The organism is Commensalibacter melissae, from assembly GCF_003691365.1.
Classification (GTDB): domain Bacteria; phylum Pseudomonadota; class Alphaproteobacteria; order Acetobacterales; family Acetobacteraceae; genus Commensalibacter; species Commensalibacter melissae.
In genome coordinates this window covers 1,912,094-1,928,792 of sequence record NZ_CP033087.1, presented here as the reverse complement: position 1 = coordinate 1,928,792, position 16,699 = coordinate 1,912,094, and the positions used below count along the sequence as shown (strand labels likewise).

Below are 16,699 nucleotides of genomic sequence, written 5' to 3'. Positions count from 1 at the left end.
AAGCTAGGATGTTTGTGTATTTGTGTTACATAACAGGCTGATGAGATTGGCAAGCGTTTCTCGCATATCTGTTCTTTTAACAACCATGTCAATCATGCCGTGATCAAGAAGATATTCTGACCGTTGAAATCCTTCTGGCAATTTTTCATGAACAGTATTTTCAATAACACGTGGACCTGCAAATCCGATTAATGCATTGGGTTCTGCGATGTGGATATCCCCCAACATTGCAAAGGAAGCAGTCACCCCGCCTGTTGTTGGATTGGTAAAGACGACGATATAGGGAATTTTGGCCTCTTTCAGCATTTCAACAGCGATGACGGTACGGGGCATCTGCATAAGGCTAATCATTCCCTCTTGCATTCTGGCCCCCCCTGATGCGGTAAATATGATTAAAGGGGATTGTTGTAAAAGGGCAAGACGGGTTGCCGCAAGGAAACCCTCACCAAAGGCGGCCCCCATTGTGCCTGCCATAAATTCAAAGGCCATAACGGCCACCACTGCTTTTTGTTCCAGAATGGTACCATGTGCGACGGCAATTGATTCTTCAAGTTGTGATTTTGTGCGGTTTTCCTTTAGTCGATCGGTATAACGTTTTTTATCCCTGAAATTTAAGGGGTCTACAGGCATTTTGGGGAGCTCTATGCAAGTATAGGAATCCTGGTCAAAAGTCCATTCCAAACGCTGTTTCACAGATGCACGCATATGATGTCCACAATGTGGACAGATATTCATGTTTTTTTGTAAATCTTTGATTAACAGCATTTGGTCACAGGCATCGCAATTGGTCCACAGATTATCAGGTATATCTTTTTTTAAAAATCCTTGAATTCTGGGACGTACATATTCCGTAAGCCAACTCATAACTGATCTTTCATTGATGATGATTAATTTATAAACCTGTTTTACAGGGTATTCGCTGACAGGAGCGCAACATGCTGGATAACTTTTTCAATGGTTGTATCAGTAGAATGATAGTCCTGATTTAAGGTTGATTCCAGTGTTTTTAATAAAGCTGAGGCAACAACGGCAGCATCTGCATGTTTTATAGCGTTTTGAACATGTTCAGCTGTTGAAATTCCAAACCCGATTGCGATAGGGAGGTCGGAAACGGAACGAATGATGGGAATGGTTTTTTCCAGATCTTTCTGGGACGCGGTTTTGGTGCCTGTCACTCCCGTAATACTGACATAATAGATAAAACCACTGGCATCTTTAAGAATTTTTTCCAAACGGTTTTTGGGAGTGACCGGGGTTACCAGTCGAATAACATCAAGATGATGTTTTCCCGCATATGGTAGAATACAGCCTAATTCCTCATGAGGCATATCAACAATGATTAGACCGTCAACACCAGCCTGTTCGGCATCCTGACAAAAACGTTCGTATCCATAATGTTCGATTGGATTAACATATCCCATTAAAATGATAGGGGTTGTTTGGTTGTCCTGACGAAAATCCCGAACCATTTGCAATGTTTTTTGCATATTGGTTCCAGCTTTTAACGAACGGTTGGCAGCTGCCTGAACTGTTGGACCATCTGCCATGGGATCACTAAAGGGGATGCCAATTTCAATCAGATCCGCACCTGCATGTGGCATGGCCTTTAGAATATTTAAGGCGGTTTGGTAATCAGGGTCACCAGATTCTATATAAGGAATAAAAGCTCCACGTTTTTTTTGTCTAACAGTTTTGAAACAGGCGGCAATACGGCTCATAATTTTACTCCTAAATAATTTGCGATATTATCAATATCCTTATCGCCTCGACCCGATAGATTGACAATGATGATATCTTCTGACTTCATGGCAGGAGCAATTTTCAATGCATGAGCAAGAGCGTGAGAGCTTTCTAGGGCCGGGATGATTCCCTCTTTGGTTGTGCATTTCTGAAATGCGTCAACTGCTTCATCATCATTGATGGCAACATATTCCACTCGTTTCAGATCATGTAACCAGGAATGTTCAGGACCCACTCCGGGATAATCCAGTCCGGCACTGATACTGTAAGGCTCAGTAATTTGACCATCATCATCTTGTAACAGATACGTACGGTTACCATGCAATACCCCTGATGATCCCCGTTCAATAGAGGCTGCGGTTTTTCCACTATCCAGCCCCTTTCCTCCCGCTTCAACACCAATTAGGGATACGGTAGGATCATCCAGAAAAGGGTGAAAAATACCAATTGCATTTGATCCGCCGCCTATTGCAGCAATAATTTTATTGGGTAACTTCCCTTCCGCTTCCAAAATCTGTTTTTTGGCTTCATTGCCAATAATGCATTGAAAATCTCTGACCATCATGGGATAAGGATGAGGTCCGGCAGCTGTACCCATAAGATAATAGCTGTTATGAACATTTGTTACCCAGTCTCTTAACCCCTCATTGATGGCGTCTTTTAATGTGGCATTGCCAGCGGTGACAGGAATGATTTTTGCGCCCAACAGTTCCATGCGGAAAACATTTGGTTTCTGACGCTCAATGTCAAGCTTGCCCATATAGATTACACATTCCATATTAAATAGTGCACAGACTGTGGCTGTTGCAACGCCATGTTGGCCAGCTCCGGTTTCAGCGATTATGCGTGTTTTGCCCATGCGTCTGGCCAGCAAGATTTGACCCATGACATTATTAATTTTATGGGCCCCCGTATGGTTGAGATCCTCACGTTTCAGGTAGATTTTTGCACCATTGGCAAGATTTGTTAATTGTTTTGCAAACCATAATGGGCTGGGTCTTCCAACATAGTTTTTTAAATAGTAGGTCAATTCATTTTGGAATCCAGGATCTTTCTGAATGGATTGATAAGCTTTTTGCAAATCAAGGATTAAAGGGACAAGTGTTTCGGCAATAAACATTCCCCCATATTTTCCAAAATGTCCATGTTCATCAGGACCCTGTCTTAAACTATTAAAGGATGAACCTGTTTGGGACCCCACGTTTCTCTCCTAAAAACTTGATTGAAATAAAAAATCAACAAAATTATCGTTTGGTTGAGTTTAAATGATTCTGGATTTTACAGCAAATAAATGGAATTGTAACTTAAATGGCTTTTTGAAAAAAAAATAGTTATTTTTCAATTTTATTTAAAAATTAAAGTTCTTGACGTTTTTGATCTTTTTATCTATAAATCCAATCTTATATTTGATATATATATCAAAATTTCCTTCGTATGAAATGTGTATTTTATTTTTACGTTTTTGTTTTGAAATGTATGAATAAAGGATCAATATACAATTTGGTAAATGTTTAAGTATTTGATCGCCATATTTCCTTTCCTTATTTATATGATTTAATTTTCTATTATATAGAGCCTCCATCTATGCAACTTGCCGAACTCAAGGCGCAATCTCCAGCAGAACTGCTCAATTATGCAGAAAGTTTGCAGATTGAAAACGCGTCCTCACTCCGTAAACAAGATATGATGTTTGCCATCCTTAAAAAGCTTGCTGAGAACAATCAAGCTATTTATGGAGAGGGAACTCTGGAAATTCTACCAGATGGTTTTGGATATTTACGTTCCTCTGAATCCAATTATCTGCCAGGACCGGATGATATTTATGTTTCTCCCGCACAGTTACGCCGTTTTAGTTTGCGGACAGGGGATACTGTTTCTGGTGAAATACGCGCTCCAAAAGATGGGGAGCGTTATTTTTCCTTGCTGAAAGTTGATACAATCAATTATCAGGATCCGGAAGTGGTTCGTCATCGTATCAATTTTGATGATTTGACCCCCCTATTTCCAAATGAACGGTTACAGATGGAAATTCCATCATTAATGGAAAGCAAGAATCCAAATAAGGATTTTACACCCAGAGTTATTGATTTGGTAACACCCATTGGTAAGGGGCAGCGTGCGCTTATCGTTGCCCCGCCGAGAACGGGTAAAACCGTGATGTTGCAGAATATAGCAACAGCAATTTCAACCAATCATCCCGAGGTTGTCTTAATTGTTCTTCTGATTGATGAACGTCCGGAAGAGGTTACGGATATGATTCGTTCAGTTAAAGGTGAGGTTGTTTCCTCAACCTTTGACGAACCTGCGCATCGTCATGTTCAGGTTACGGAAATGGTTTTGGAGAAAGCAAAAAGACTGGTTGAACATAAACGCGATGTTGTGATTTTGCTTGATTCCATTACGCGATTGGCTCGGGCTTACAATACTGTTGTTCCTTCATCAGGTAAAGTTCTGACTGGCGGTGTGGATGCCAATGCGTTGCAACGTCCAAAACGTTTCTTTGGTGCAGCGCGTAATGTTGAAGAGGGTGGTTCCTTAACCATTATCGCAACGGCACTGATCGATACGGGTAGTCGTATGGATGAGGTTATTTTTGAGGAATTTAAGGGAACCGGTAACGCTGAACTTGTTCTTGATCGTAAGCTTGCTGATAAACGAACCTTTCCTGCGATTGATATTACTAAAAGCGGTACCCGTAAGGAGGAGCTATTGGTGGATCGTTCGAGCTTGTCAAAAATTTGGGTGCTTCGTCGTATCTTGGCGCCAATGGGAACGATGGATGCAATGGATTTCTTGCTTGATAAGTTGAAATACAGCAAAAACAATCAAGATTTTTTTGATGCTATGAATACTTGATCGTAAAAAGTATTGAACATTAGGAAATATAATAAATCCTATGTATTTATTATATTTCCTGAATTATAGAGATATTGATTAAGGTGTGTTAAATAATTTTTCAATATTCAATAAATATTCTTTGGTTTTAATCCCTTCCCCTCCAGAATATCCACCTAAAGTTCGTTTACCAATGACACGATGACATGGAATGATAATGGGAATTGGATTTGCGGCGTTTGCATTTCCAATGGAACGGGCACTTCCTCCTATTATTTTGGCGAGTTCGGAATAGGATTTTGTCGTACCAAAGGGAATAGTTTGCAAAAATTCCCAGACTTGTTGTTGATAGGCTGTTCCAGGCGATAGAATGGGTAAATCAAATTTTTTTAGTTTACCATTGAAATACGCGGCAATCTGGTTTTTTGCCTCCTCCAATAAGGGTGTTTTTTCTTCAAGACTACCCCAGCCCCAATCAATTGAGACGATAAGATTATCATTTTCAGCGATACTAAGATCACCGACTGGAGAATGAAAAGATATAAAACCCATGGTGTTATAAAAATCTGAAATTTATTTCTGTAAATGTAGCAATTTACAAAATTAAGATAATTTATTTTATTTTATTTTATTTTATTTATCAATTTATTCTATTGGGGATTGTCTCTAAAATTTAAGCGGGAAGTAAAATCTTCAGATCATTAAGACTATTCGTCACGGCTGCATTAATAAGTTGAGTGATACCTGTTTGAGTGTTATTCCATGCATCCCCCCAAACAGATCGATTATTAAGATTATCCAGAAATTCACCGATTCCATAACCTATATTTATTGCACCTGTTATATATGATTTCTCTGGTTCTTTTCCAGAGATATTTTTACTTAGCTGATTTAGTCCATTACCAATTCGAGAACCAATTAACGAACCAATTGCGGTAAATGAAGCGGCACCTGATACATTGTTAATTTCATTATCTGTTAGGTCACGCATATTATATCCCTTCAATTTAGTTGCATAATTATAATTATTATAGGTAGCGTACAATGATGTGTGTAGTAATATTTAGTTTATTGATTTGAAGAAAATTGATTTTATATGAATGAATTTATCTTTTCGTATGTATTAAAAGATTTTTTTATGTTACGACCATATAAAAAATATATATCTTAAGTAGATAAGTTAATATTGTATGGAAAATATTTCATTAAATTCAAATACGACAATTTTTGCCTTGGCAACTGCAATGGGCAGGGGTGCTGTTGCGATCATGCGTTTGAGTGGGCCTTTAACTTATTCTATTTTACACAGAATGTGTCATCAAGTGCCGCAACCACGTTTTGCGTCGGTTCGTAAATTATGGAAAATTCAGGAGGGTCAGAAAGAATTACTGGACGAGGCTTTGCTGCTGTGGTTCCCGGGGCCTAATAGTTATACGGGTGAAGATAGTGCAGAACTGCACTTGCATGCAGGTCCTGCTGTGGTTGATGCTGTTGCGGAGGTATTGGTTTCTTATGGTGCCATTCCTGCCCAGGCAGGTGAATTCACCAAGCGAGCGTTTTTGAATGGCCGAATTGATTTATTACAGGCGGAAGGTATTGCCGATCTTGTTGAGGCGGAAACGCAGGCGCAAAGAAAACAGGCTTTGGAACAAACGGAAGGTGGATTAAGTGACCTGTATCATGGCTGGGCAAAACAATTGCGCGAAGTGCTGGCATTTCAAGAGGCATTAATTGATTTCCCAGATGAGGATTTGCCGCAAGAGATTGAGGAGAATGTGAAGAGGATAATCGTTGATTTGCATTCTGAAATGATTGACCATCTGAATGATCAAGGACGAGGGGAACGTTTGAGAAAAGGACTGACCTTTGCAATTGTGGGGCCACCAAATGCTGGAAAATCTAGTTTATTGAATTATTTGGCTGACCGTGATGCAGCGATTGTGACCGAACAGGCTGGAACAACACGCGATGTTATTGAGGTCAGGGTAGTATTGGGTGATGTTCCTGTAACCTTGGTGGATACCGCAGGGTTACGTGAAACAGAAGATGAAATTGAAAAAGAGGGGATAAAGCGAGCCTACAAGATCGCTCAAAATGCAGATTATGTAATGTGTTTGATGGATGCTGCGGATAAAAATGATTGCCCTGAATTATCTTGTGATCTGTTGGTTCGAACAAAAATTGATTTAAATGTTTCACGTGAAACATTATTAAGTCAGTCAGATAAAACCGTGTTAATCAGCGTCAAATCGGGTGAGGGGATGGATAAATTCAAAAGTTTGTTGATTCAGAAAACCAAAGAATTAATATCCCGTCAGGGGCCACCCCCTTTAACACGGGTAAGACATCGATTAGGTATAACAGAATGTGTTCAACATTTGCAAAAAGCTCAAGAAATGGAATGGGCTGAATTGCGTGGTGAAGAATTGCGGTTAGCTATGCAGAGTTTGGGTAGACTAACTGGTGCTGTAGGTGTGGAGGATCTGTTGGATACCATATTTGGTCAATTTTGTATCGGTAAGTAAGGTCGAGTTGAGAAAAGATTAATGATAAATGTAAAATACGATGTAATTGTCGTTGGTGGAGGACATGCTGGAAGTGAAGCGGCTGCAGTTTCTGCCCGGATGGGGGCAAGAACTTTATTGCTGACCCATTCTCTTAACACGATTGGGATCATGTCATGTAATCCGGCAATTGGTGGAATAGGCAAGGGACATCTTGTTCGGGAGATTGATGCTTTTGATGGTATCATGTCAAAAGCAGCGGATCGGGCGGGTATTCATTTCAAGCTGCTTAATCGTTCCAAAGGTCCAGCAGTACATGGACCTAGGGCTCAGGCTGATCGGATGTTATATCGTAATGCGGTTCAACAATTTTTAAAAGAATTAAGTAATCTGACTATTGTGGAGGGTGCGGTTGCTGATCTCAATGTCGATATTGGCAATAAAATATGTGGTGTTATTTGCGAGGATGGTCGTGAATTTCTGTCAGGAGCGGTTGTCTTAACGACGGGAACTTTTTTGCGTGGAGTTATCCATGTTGGCAATAAAAGTCAGCCAGCTGGAAGAGTTGGAGATAAACCTGCCACAATATTGGGAAACCGATTGGAGGCGATGGGACTGCGTATGGGTCGCTTAAAAACAGGAACCCCTCCAAGGCTGTTGCGATCAAGTATCGATATGGAGCGGTTGACAGAAGATAAGGGGGATGAATCTCCCGAGTTTTTTAGCCGATTGACTGATAACGCTTTTAATGAATTTGTTTCCTGCCGGATAACTGCGACCACTCCTGAAACTCATCGGATAATAAGGGATAATATTCATACTTCTGCAGTCTATGGGGGTGCAATTACTGGAAAAGGACCTCGTTACTGTCCGTCAATCGAGGATAAAATTGTTCGTTTTGCTGATCGGGAGCGTCATCAGATTTTTATTGAGCCTGAAGCATTGCCTGGACATGAAGGTGGGGATTTGGTTTATCCGAATGGAATATCAACCAGTCTTGCAGAAGATGTTCAGGAACGAATGGTTCATTCAATTCCAGGTCTGGAAAATGCCGTGATTGTCAGGCCAGGTTATGCCGTGGAATATGATTATATTGATCCGAGATCCTTGAATCCGACCTTGGAATTGCCAAATTTTTCCGGATTGTTTCTTGCCGGACAAATCAATGGTACAACAGGGTATGAGGAAGCCGCAGCTCAGGGTTTGTTGGCTGGAATTAATGCCGCAAATCATGCTTCTGGATCAGAAAAAATTATAATTGATCGTAGCCAAGGTTATATTGGTGTCATGATAGATGACCTGACAACGCAAGGGGTGACTGAACCTTATCGTATGTTTACCTCACGGGCAGAATATCGCTTGACTTTACGGGCAGATAATGCAGATATACGATTAACCCCTTTGGCTGAACAGTTGGGGTGTTTGGGGGCTGAACGATTGGCTTTATATCTTCAGGATATAGATCATATCAAAAATTCTGTTCAGAGAGCGAAGGGAGAGAAATACCTGCCTAAAACCCTGAATGGTTATGGAATGCAGATTTCGTCCGATGGACGCTGGCGGTCATTATTTGAAATTTTATCATTATGCCCTTCTGAGGAGGTAATTGAGAAAGTCGCTCCTTGGTTTCATCAATTAACATCAAGAGTTCAACAATATATTCGTACCGAGGCCCGTTATGAAGGTTACCTTGTTAGACAGGCCAGGGAAATCAGGCAGCTTGACCAGGAGTCCAGAATCAATTTGCCATTGGATCTTGATTATAGGAAAATTGGCGGATTAAGTCGTGAAATGCAGGAACGTCTAGAAGCGGTTCGCCCTGTTTCTTTTGGTGCTGCCCAAAGGATACCGGGGGTAACACCCTCTGCATTGATGGCCATATTGGCATATATCCGAACCCCGCAAAAAGGGGAAAAGGATAATAGTTATGAATCTTGACGGTTATATGAAAAATTATCCGTTTTTGAAGAGTGTTTCACGTGAAACAATAGAGAAAATGGAAATTTATATCTCTTTGCTTCAGCAATGGAACAAAAAAATAAATTTGGTATCGCAACAGGGTATGGATCAGGTCTGGAAACGTCATGTGCATGACAGCTTTCAATTGATTCGGTATCTTGATTCATCTGTAAAATCTATTGCTGATCTTGGATCAGGTGGAGGATTTCCCGGCCTGATCCTAGCATTGTCAACAGATATTCCTGTAATATTGATTGAATCCGATATGAGAAAGACAATTTTTTTAAGAGAAGTTCTGCGACAGACCAAAACACAAGCAACTGTGCTTTGCCAGAGGATTGAAAATGTGAATGCTATCAGTGTAGATGTTGTGACGGCAAGGGCATTGACTTCATTGACTCAGCTTTTAGAATTTTCAAAAAATATTTTAAATAAAAATGGTTATTGTTTATTTTTGAAAGGCCGGTCTGTTAATCTGGAAATTGAAGAGGCACAAAAGAATTGGAAAATAAATTATAAAACCTTTTCCAGTCAAACGAATGCCGATGGGGTAATAGTTAAGATTAATCAATTTGAACGTGTTGAATAAAATGGCGCTTAAAAAGACAAAATCAAAAAATACTTATATTTTGGCAATTGCAAACCAAAAAGGTGGGGTGGGTAAAACAACGACAGCAATTAATCTTGCCACCGCATTCGCTGAAAAAAAGAAGGTTCTATTAATTGATCTTGATTCTCAAGGAAATAGTTCAACTGCATTGGGAATTGAATATGGAGATCGTGATAAAGGAACCTATCATTTATTAATTAATGGCAAAGTGGTTGATGGAATGATCAAGGAGTCCATGATTCCAGGATTATCGTTGATTACAGCTGATGGCAACCTTGCGGCTGCAGAGCTTGAGTTGATTGATATTGAAAAACGTGAATTTCGGCTCAAGGAGGCAATTAAGCAATTTATAGGTATATATGATTATATTTTGATTGACTGTCCTCCAAGCCTAGGACTGTTAACGGTAAATGCCTTGGCGGCTGCTACTGGTGTTATTGTTCCGTTGCAATGTGAATTTCTGGCACTTGAAGGAATAAGTCATCTGGTTAAAACGGTTACACATTTGCAGAAAAAGGTAAATCCTGATCTGGATATAAAGGCAATTGTTTTAACGATGTATGACAAACGCAACAGACTTTCAGAGCTTGTTGCTGAAGATACCAGGAATTTTTTTGGGGATAAGGTCTGTAAAACAGTTATTCCACGCAATATCCGTATTTCAGAGGCACAAAGTTATGGAAAGCCAATAATGGTGTATGATCCTAAATCAACTGGAGCGCAAGCCTATATAAACTTGGCTAAGGAATTGAATCGTCGATTTGCTTAATTTGAGGGTAGGAAATATGAAGGGTAAGAAAAGGGATCAGGGTAAAATTCGTTTGGGAAGAGGACTTGCCGCTTTATTGGGGGAGTCGGTTAAAGATGAGGATAATCAGAAAGATATCGGATCCGATCTTGGGATTTCAGATTTGAAAATGCAGATTTTACCTATTGACATAATTGAGCCTGGTCCTTTTCAACCTCGACAAATTATGCAGCCTGAAGCTTTACAAGAGCTGGCGGACTCAATCAGACAACATGGTATTTTACAACCTCTGCTGGTTAAGGAAAAAGATACCCAAAAGGGTCAATACCAAATTGTTGCTGGGGAACGTCGCTGGCGTGCTGCCCAACTGGCCATGATTGATGAGGTGCCGGTTAGGATCTGCTCTTTCACTGACAAGGATGCAATGGCTGTCGCATTAGTGGAAAATTTACAGCGTACTGATTTAAATATTATTGAAGAGGCTGAAGGTTTTTCAAGATTATTAAATGAGTTCAATCTTACTCAGGATGAATTATCTTCTGCATTGGGTAAATCACGTTCACATATTGCAAATATAATCCGTCTATTACAATTGCCGGATGAGATTATAAATTATTTGAAAAACGGGATATTAACCCCGGGACATGCAAGAGCCCTGCTTATGCATCCCGATCCTGTATCAGCAGCAAAAGAAATTATTCAAGATGACTTAACGGTAAGACAAACAGAAGCCCTAGTTAAAAATGCCAAAGCGGTTAATAAAAATTTACACTTGAAAAAAAAGCCAATCGATCCTGAGATAGAGTCACTTGAAAAAGATTTGCGTGGCAGATTAGGGTTTAATGTCAAAATTCAATTTGATGGTAAAGGTGGGTCCTTAAAAATATTTTATAAATCCCTTGAACAGTTTGATGAGATTTTGACGCTGTTAAAAAATTAAATGAAATATTGATACTTTATAGACCCATACATAAAAAAAGTCGCTTATTATTAAAAATAAGCGACAAAATAATAAGTAAAGTATAGAATGAAAAAGGTTAAAACCTGAAGTCGAGTGTTTCCATAAGGAAAGCGCTGTCATTGCCACCAGCTTTTTTAATAGATTGTGAGGCTAGAACACCGCCAAAGTCTCCAGTTAAAACAAGATGGGGAGCAATTGCATAAGCGAGAGTAAACTGGGGAATTGCACCAACAAATCCACCAGAATAATTGTCACGCAAAGGGTAGTTGAATCCGACACCGTAAATCGTATCATTGGTATTGGCTCTCCAAATTACAGGTGCGTGCAATTTGACAAGTGCTTTTTTTGTTGGATTGTAAGTGATTAAAGGACCTGTACTGACTGTATTGGAAGTTGCCAGATATAGCGTCATATCCTGATAATTTGCTGTTGTAAAATAGGGAACAGCAAAATTTCTGACCGCACCGTGATCTTTGTGATAGTTACCACCAGAAAAATAGTCGCTTTGCAAGCCCAATGACAAATTTCCCGGCACGTTTTTAAAGTTATAAGCAAAAATCGCATCAAATGCATAGGCTCTGACTGGACGTGTTTTACTACCAGAATTTGCGGGACGGAATTCACCACCCTGATATATACCTGTAACATCAATGGTGAAATTGCCAATATTTCCGTTCAACCTTCCGCCGATATTATCACGTCTTGTAGATCCTTGACGGTTTTTTCCGGGTGTTGGTGTGGGAAGACCTGCAGCATTACCGTTATAAAGGTAACCAATATAAAAGGCATCAAGAAATAATTGGCTATTCACATTCTGCACTTTAAAGCTGGGAAGAGCATAACTGGCCAAACCACCAAACATGCGAGCATTATAACTTGGCCCTGCACCAAAAACATGATCTTTGGAAAAGTCAGTTTGCCAGAAGTCAAAAATGTCGACCCTGAAATTTTTCCAGAAAGCATAGCCTCGGAATCCATCCCAACTGTAACGAATATTAGTCAGTTCCCGTGCGGAAGTCATGGAGAGTGGTGCATCAACAAAATATTGACGTCCTCCCATTGCCCCCATTTTTGCACCAAGCACGTTCCCCTTTATTTCTAAAAAACCTTGCTGCATATCAAGTCGTTTACGTTGAAAACCTGTTTGATAGCCAAAAGTGTTGCTGCCACCAGCAACACCATTAATGAGTTCGGCATAAGCTCTTACGTGGGAACCAATATGCAAATCAGCACCATAAACGCTACGAATCAATAAACGGTTGGAATTTGTTTTGGCTCCAAATCCCATATATGGTTTGCTGTCGAAAACATGACGAAACCGCTCATTGCCGTTTAAACTCAGCCAGATATCCCCAGAATCATTCAGGGGAATGTACTTGAGTCGGTTAAACCAGTCATCATTTTTATGGGGATCATTGCATAATCCGCTCCAGTCTTCTGCCCATCTTGCTTGTGCGTATGGGGCATATTGTCCAAAAGCATACCAAGAATAATTACCAACAGGTCCAAAACCGCTGTGTTTGTTGAAGACACCCCAATCCGGATGTCGTGTATTTCCATATTTACCAGCCGCTGTGACAACTTTTGCACAACGGTTATTAAGATTTGAGTAATCAGTAAATGTAGAATCGGTTTTATTTTGAATTTTTGAATCTGTTGGAAGTAATGTTTGTTTTGTTTGATCTTTAGCGTAAGTATGTATTGAAGTTAAAAGTAGTAATGAGAAACAAATATGATTAACTACTTTTAAACTAGCCAGAATAGTTGATTTATTCATAGTTTATCATTCATACTAATATTATTGTTTTATTTAATTATATTATTCTTTTAAGGAAAGAATTTATATTATCCACATGTATAGTATTATTTATATTAAGAATAAGATTATATTAATCTTTGTGAATATTTTGTTGCTAGTCTTATGGCTAGTATTCTTTATGACGTTTATCATTATATGGTTATTTATTTGGGTTATTTCAAATAATGCATGAAGATCAATTGGTAAGATACAGTCGCCATATCCTTTTGCCGCAAATTGATTTGGATGGACAAAAACGGTTTTTAAATAGCCGTGTTATGGTTATAGGATGTGGGGGACTGGGCTGTGCAGCAATTCCTATTCTTGCTGCTGCGGGTATTGGCAGTTTAATGCTGGTTGATAATGACAGGATCGAACTGTCCAATTTACAACGACAGACATACTATACACCTGATGATATTGGTAAATTCAAAAATCATGTAATGGCTGATTTCATTCATAGACAAAATCCGGATATTACTGTTGATACTGTGCCTTACCGTTTATCCGAGGATGAATTATCTTCATCAATTCATGATTATGATGTGATTTTGGATTGTAGTGACAATTTAAAAACCCGACAAATGATCGGGCGGGTTGCATATTCTAGTAAAATACCTTTAATTTATGCCTCGGCCATACGGTTTGAAGGGCAATTAAGTGTATTTGACTCGAATAATGATCGATCACCATGTTACGCCTGTCTATTTGATGGAGCGGAAACAGAACAGGACCTTTGTTCATTTACCGGTGTTTACGCCCCATTGGTCAATACAATGGCAGCTATGCAGGCTTCAGAGGCTTTGAAGGTAATATCCAGGATGGGTCAAGCTCTTACGGGCAGGATACTGCATTATAATGCTTTGAATTTTTCTTTTCATATGCTGGAATGTGATCGCAATCCGCATTGTAACGTGTGTGGTTGTTCGAGGAACTAGGGTGTTTTGTCAAAACCATGTTCTAGGGCATAAATTGCTGCCTGAACCCTGCTGTGTAAATTAAGTTTTCGTAATATGTTCTGAACATGCAACTTGATTGTACTTTCTGACACGCTCAAAAAACGGGCAATTTCTTTATTACTTATTCCCTTGGTCAGCCAAGCCAATATTTCTTTTTCCCTTGGTGTTAAAGAATCATAGAGATCTTCGTCCTTTTCCTTTTCATTGGGTCGGAATTGATCGATAAGGGTTGATATCATGGCTGGGGAGAGAATATTATTCCCTTCATAAACTTTGTGAATACTGTCCAATAGGAAATCGGTATTGATATTTTTCAAAAGATAGCCTTTTGCTCCAAGTGTCATACATTGAATAAGGTCATCATTATCTTCCGAAACAGTTAAAATTAGGACATTAAGGTCCGGATTAATATTTAAAAGGTTTTGGAGTGTTTCCTTTCCACCCATTCTTGGCATATCCAGATCAAGGAGGATGATATCAGGGTTAAGTTTCTGGGCCAGTTTTATACCTTCTGATCCATTTTGCGCCTCTCCAATAACCTCTATATCTTCCTGATTGTTAAGAAGAAATTTCAATCCTGAACGAAATAAAGAATGATCGTCAATAAGCAGAATTTTAATTTTTGTTTGCATTTTCTTTATACTACCGTTCTATAAGTTTATCGGAATAGTCAGTTCCAAGGTTGTACCATGATTAGGTGTTGAGGTAATGTTTATTTTTCCGGAAATATTTTCTGCCCTCTCTTGGATAATTGATAAACCGATATGGTTCTGTTGTTTTTTTTGCAAGGTATTAAGGTCAAATCCGACACCATCATCATGAATACGCATCATGAAAGAATTATTATAACTAAATTCAATTGTTGCAAGCTTGCATTTTGAATGTTTACGAATATTGGATAAAGCTTCTTGAAGAATAAAAATGATCTGTAATTGCTGTTGTTTTGTAATAAATAAAAATTTTTGCAGATTAATTAATTTTACAGGTATTTTTGTCTGGGTTTTGAAACGGTTCACGACTTTCTTAACAACAGTCTCAAAATCTTCCTTGCCAATCTTGGTTCGAAAATTCATCAACAGTTCACGAACATCGTCATAGGATTCTTGCACGCCACGCTGAATAAAATCCAGATTTTGCTTGGCTTTGTCAAGGTCATTCTTATTGATTGCCTTTTCAAGCATTTGAGCTTGCAAGTTAAGAAAGGACAATGCTTGTGCTATGCTATCATGCAACCCCTGTGCAATTAAGTTGCGTTCCTCCATAATGGCAAGCTGTTTTTCTTTGGCGGTTAATTGGTAATTTTCAATGGATACACCAAGTTGACAGGTCAATGTTTCAATCAAGTGATAGGTTTCTGGAGAAAAAGTAGATTCCCTTTTTTTAAAATATAGAACCATTAACCCTATTTCATTTTTATTATGCCAAATAGGAAAAATGATAAAATGACTAAATAATTTTTTAACGCACGAGGGTATAAGACAGTTTTCCTGCTGATCAGTTTTGACGCAAATAGGATAGGAATTTTTGGGCAGGGAAGAAATATCAAAAAAACAGTTGGCAGAAAAATAACATTGTTCAATGGTGTTTAATTGTGCTGGAAAACCTTGGCTACAAATAAAATTCATGGCGTCTTTCTCTTCGTTAAGAAAGCCGATAAATCCGGCATCCGCTTGACTTAAATCAATAATTTTTTCAAGGAATCTCTCGGTTGCCATATTGGGAGTCAGGCAGGTATGTAAAAAGGTGATCATGTCATAAAGAATAGTTAATTCATGATTCTTTTTCTTTAATGCAAGTGTTTTATCTGAAACTTTATGTTCAAGGTTATTGTATAAGTCCTGCAAATTATGTGCCATCTGGTTAAAACCGGAGGAGACAATATCAAATTCACTATTGCCATTTACAGGAATACGTCTGGATAGATTACCCTGACTTAGGGCTTTGATACTTGATTCAAGATGTTTCAACGGATTGATGACTGATTTATATAACAGGGATATGCTCGAAAAGGCAGTTATCAGTATCATCAGGATAATTGTTGTGATTATGTATCGAAGCCAAATGATGTCTTGCGTATTTTGGTTTTCGATCAGTTTGACTAAAAGATCAATGTCTTCTACGAATGTGTTGAGATGATAATAATTTTTGTCAGTTAGTCTATGATATCCAGAGGACTGGTTTATAAGCGGCAATATCTGGTTATTATAGGTTTTTTCAATATATTTTATTTGCAGGTTTATTTTTTTATTATTTGAAAAAATCAGGGTATTATTATCGTATTTTTTTAATTTATTAAGGATTGTAATAAATTTCGTTTGTTCATGCTGCAGGTTTACATAATCGTTTTGATTAGAAAGTAACATCATGTAATAGACACGCATGCGCAAACTGCCTGTATAATTGATGGCAATTCCAGCATTTTCAAGCTGCCAAAGCAGGGAGAGTGCATATCCCGTAAAGAATATGGCACATACAACCCATGCGATAGTACAGGTAAGCAGTTTGGTTGAAAGCTTGTTAAAATACCGCGTGATTTTCATTATTTGATAATTGTTCGTAAATATTATGATAAGATTATTTTAACA

15 protein-coding genes are annotated in these 16,699 nt (G+C 38.7%); 7 read left to right on the top strand and 8 right to left on the bottom strand.

Annotated elements, in window-relative coordinates; translation table 11 throughout:
* Window positions 1-3: 3 nt before the first annotated feature.
* The 3 genes from accD to trpB are packed head-to-tail and all read right to left on the bottom strand — an operon-like array spanning window position 4 to window position 2,941.
* Window positions 4-864: an acetyl-CoA carboxylase, carboxyltransferase subunit beta gene (gene accD / locus D9V35_RS08770; protein ID WP_122124164.1), complete on the bottom strand. Its 861-nt coding sequence runs from the start codon at window positions 862-864 to the stop codon at window positions 4-6.
* A gap of 41 nt (window positions 865-905) precedes the next feature.
* Entirely contained in the window at window positions 906-1,718 is an 813-nt protein-coding gene (gene trpA / locus D9V35_RS08765) for a tryptophan synthase subunit alpha (RefSeq protein ID WP_122124163.1), read from the bottom strand.
* Window positions 1,715-2,941 carry a tryptophan synthase subunit beta gene (gene trpB / locus D9V35_RS08760; RefSeq protein WP_122124162.1) on the bottom strand — a complete coding sequence of 409 codons (1,227 nt, stop codon included), beginning with the start codon at window positions 2,939-2,941 and terminating at the stop codon, window positions 1,715-1,717. Before trpB ends, trpA begins: the two co-directional genes overlap by 4 nt.
* 383 nt (window positions 2,942-3,324) lie before the next feature.
* On the opposite strand from trpB, the gene rho reads away from it, so the two are divergent.
* Window positions 3,325-4,596 carry a transcription termination factor Rho gene (gene rho, locus D9V35_RS08750; RefSeq protein ID WP_110439160.1) on the top strand — a complete coding sequence of 424 codons (1,272 nt, stop codon included), beginning with the start codon at window positions 3,325-3,327 and terminating at the stop codon, window positions 4,594-4,596.
* Window positions 4,597-4,674: 78 nt separating this feature from the next.
* On the opposite strand, the gene D9V35_RS08745 is transcribed toward rho, so the two are convergent.
* Together D9V35_RS08745 and D9V35_RS08740 are read right to left on the bottom strand one after the other, a co-directional pair.
* A complete protein-coding gene (locus D9V35_RS08745; protein ID WP_110439159.1) occupies window positions 4,675-5,127 on the bottom strand; it encodes a methylated-DNA--[protein]-cysteine S-methyltransferase in 453 nt (150 codons plus the stop codon).
* A gap of 121 nt (window positions 5,128-5,248) precedes the next feature.
* Complete coding sequence (locus D9V35_RS08740) at window positions 5,249-5,566, bottom strand: hypothetical protein (RefSeq protein ID WP_122124160.1); 318 nt, start codon at window positions 5,564-5,566, stop codon at window positions 5,249-5,251.
* A 199-nt stretch (window positions 5,567-5,765) separates the two neighbouring features.
* On the opposite strand from D9V35_RS08740, the gene mnmE reads away from it, so the two are divergent.
* The 5 genes from mnmE to D9V35_RS08715 are packed head-to-tail and all read left to right on the top strand — an operon-like array spanning window position 5,766 to window position 11,336.
* Entirely contained in the window at window positions 5,766-7,100 is a 1,335-nt protein-coding gene (gene mnmE, locus D9V35_RS08735; RefSeq protein ID WP_122124159.1) for a tRNA uridine-5-carboxymethylaminomethyl(34) synthesis GTPase MnmE, read from the top strand.
* A gap of 21 nt (window positions 7,101-7,121) precedes the next feature.
* Window positions 7,122-9,017 carry a tRNA uridine-5-carboxymethylaminomethyl(34) synthesis enzyme MnmG gene (mnmG, locus tag D9V35_RS08730; protein ID WP_122124158.1) on the top strand — a complete coding sequence of 632 codons (1,896 nt, stop codon included), beginning with the start codon at window positions 7,122-7,124 and terminating at the stop codon, window positions 9,015-9,017.
* Window positions 9,007-9,627 carry a 16S rRNA (guanine(527)-N(7))-methyltransferase RsmG gene (rsmG, locus tag D9V35_RS08725; RefSeq protein ID WP_240993370.1) on the top strand — a complete coding sequence of 207 codons (621 nt, stop codon included), beginning with the start codon at window positions 9,007-9,009 and terminating at the stop codon, window positions 9,625-9,627. The genes mnmG and rsmG overlap by 11 nt, the downstream gene beginning before the upstream one ends.
* A gap of 1 nt (window position 9,628) precedes the next feature.
* Window positions 9,629-10,417, top strand: a complete 789-nt coding sequence (locus D9V35_RS08720; RefSeq protein WP_122124312.1) for a ParA family protein — start codon at window positions 9,629-9,631, stop codon at window positions 10,415-10,417.
* Window positions 10,418-10,433: 16 nt separating this feature from the next.
* Window positions 10,434-11,336, top strand: coding sequence for a ParB/RepB/Spo0J family partition protein (locus tag D9V35_RS08715; RefSeq protein WP_110439155.1), 903 nt, complete (start codon window positions 10,434-10,436; stop codon window positions 11,334-11,336).
* Between the two features lie 97 nt (window positions 11,337-11,433).
* Here D9V35_RS08715 and D9V35_RS08710 read toward each other — a convergent pair whose 3' ends face one another.
* Window positions 11,434-13,134 (bottom strand): alginate export family protein, encoded by a 1,701-nt coding sequence (locus D9V35_RS08710; protein WP_122124157.1) that lies wholly within the window; start codon window positions 13,132-13,134, stop codon window positions 11,434-11,436.
* Window positions 13,135-13,340: 206 nt separating this feature from the next.
* Between D9V35_RS08710 and D9V35_RS08705 the strand changes: the two genes are divergently transcribed.
* Window positions 13,341-14,093 (top strand): HesA/MoeB/ThiF family protein, encoded by a 753-nt coding sequence (locus D9V35_RS08705; protein WP_122124156.1) that lies wholly within the window; start codon window positions 13,341-13,343, stop codon window positions 14,091-14,093.
* On the opposite strand, the gene D9V35_RS08700 is transcribed toward D9V35_RS08705, so the two are convergent.
* Both D9V35_RS08700 and D9V35_RS08695 read right to left on the bottom strand, forming a co-directional pair.
* Entirely contained in the window at window positions 14,090-14,746 is a 657-nt protein-coding gene (locus tag D9V35_RS08700; RefSeq protein WP_122124155.1) for a response regulator, read from the bottom strand. The genes D9V35_RS08705 and D9V35_RS08700 overlap by 4 nt on opposite strands.
* A gap of 18 nt (window positions 14,747-14,764) precedes the next feature.
* Window positions 14,765-16,654 carry a histidine kinase gene (locus D9V35_RS08695; RefSeq protein ID WP_122124154.1) on the bottom strand — a complete coding sequence of 630 codons (1,890 nt, stop codon included), beginning with the start codon at window positions 16,652-16,654 and terminating at the stop codon, window positions 14,765-14,767.
* Window positions 16,655-16,699 lie beyond the last annotated feature (45 nt).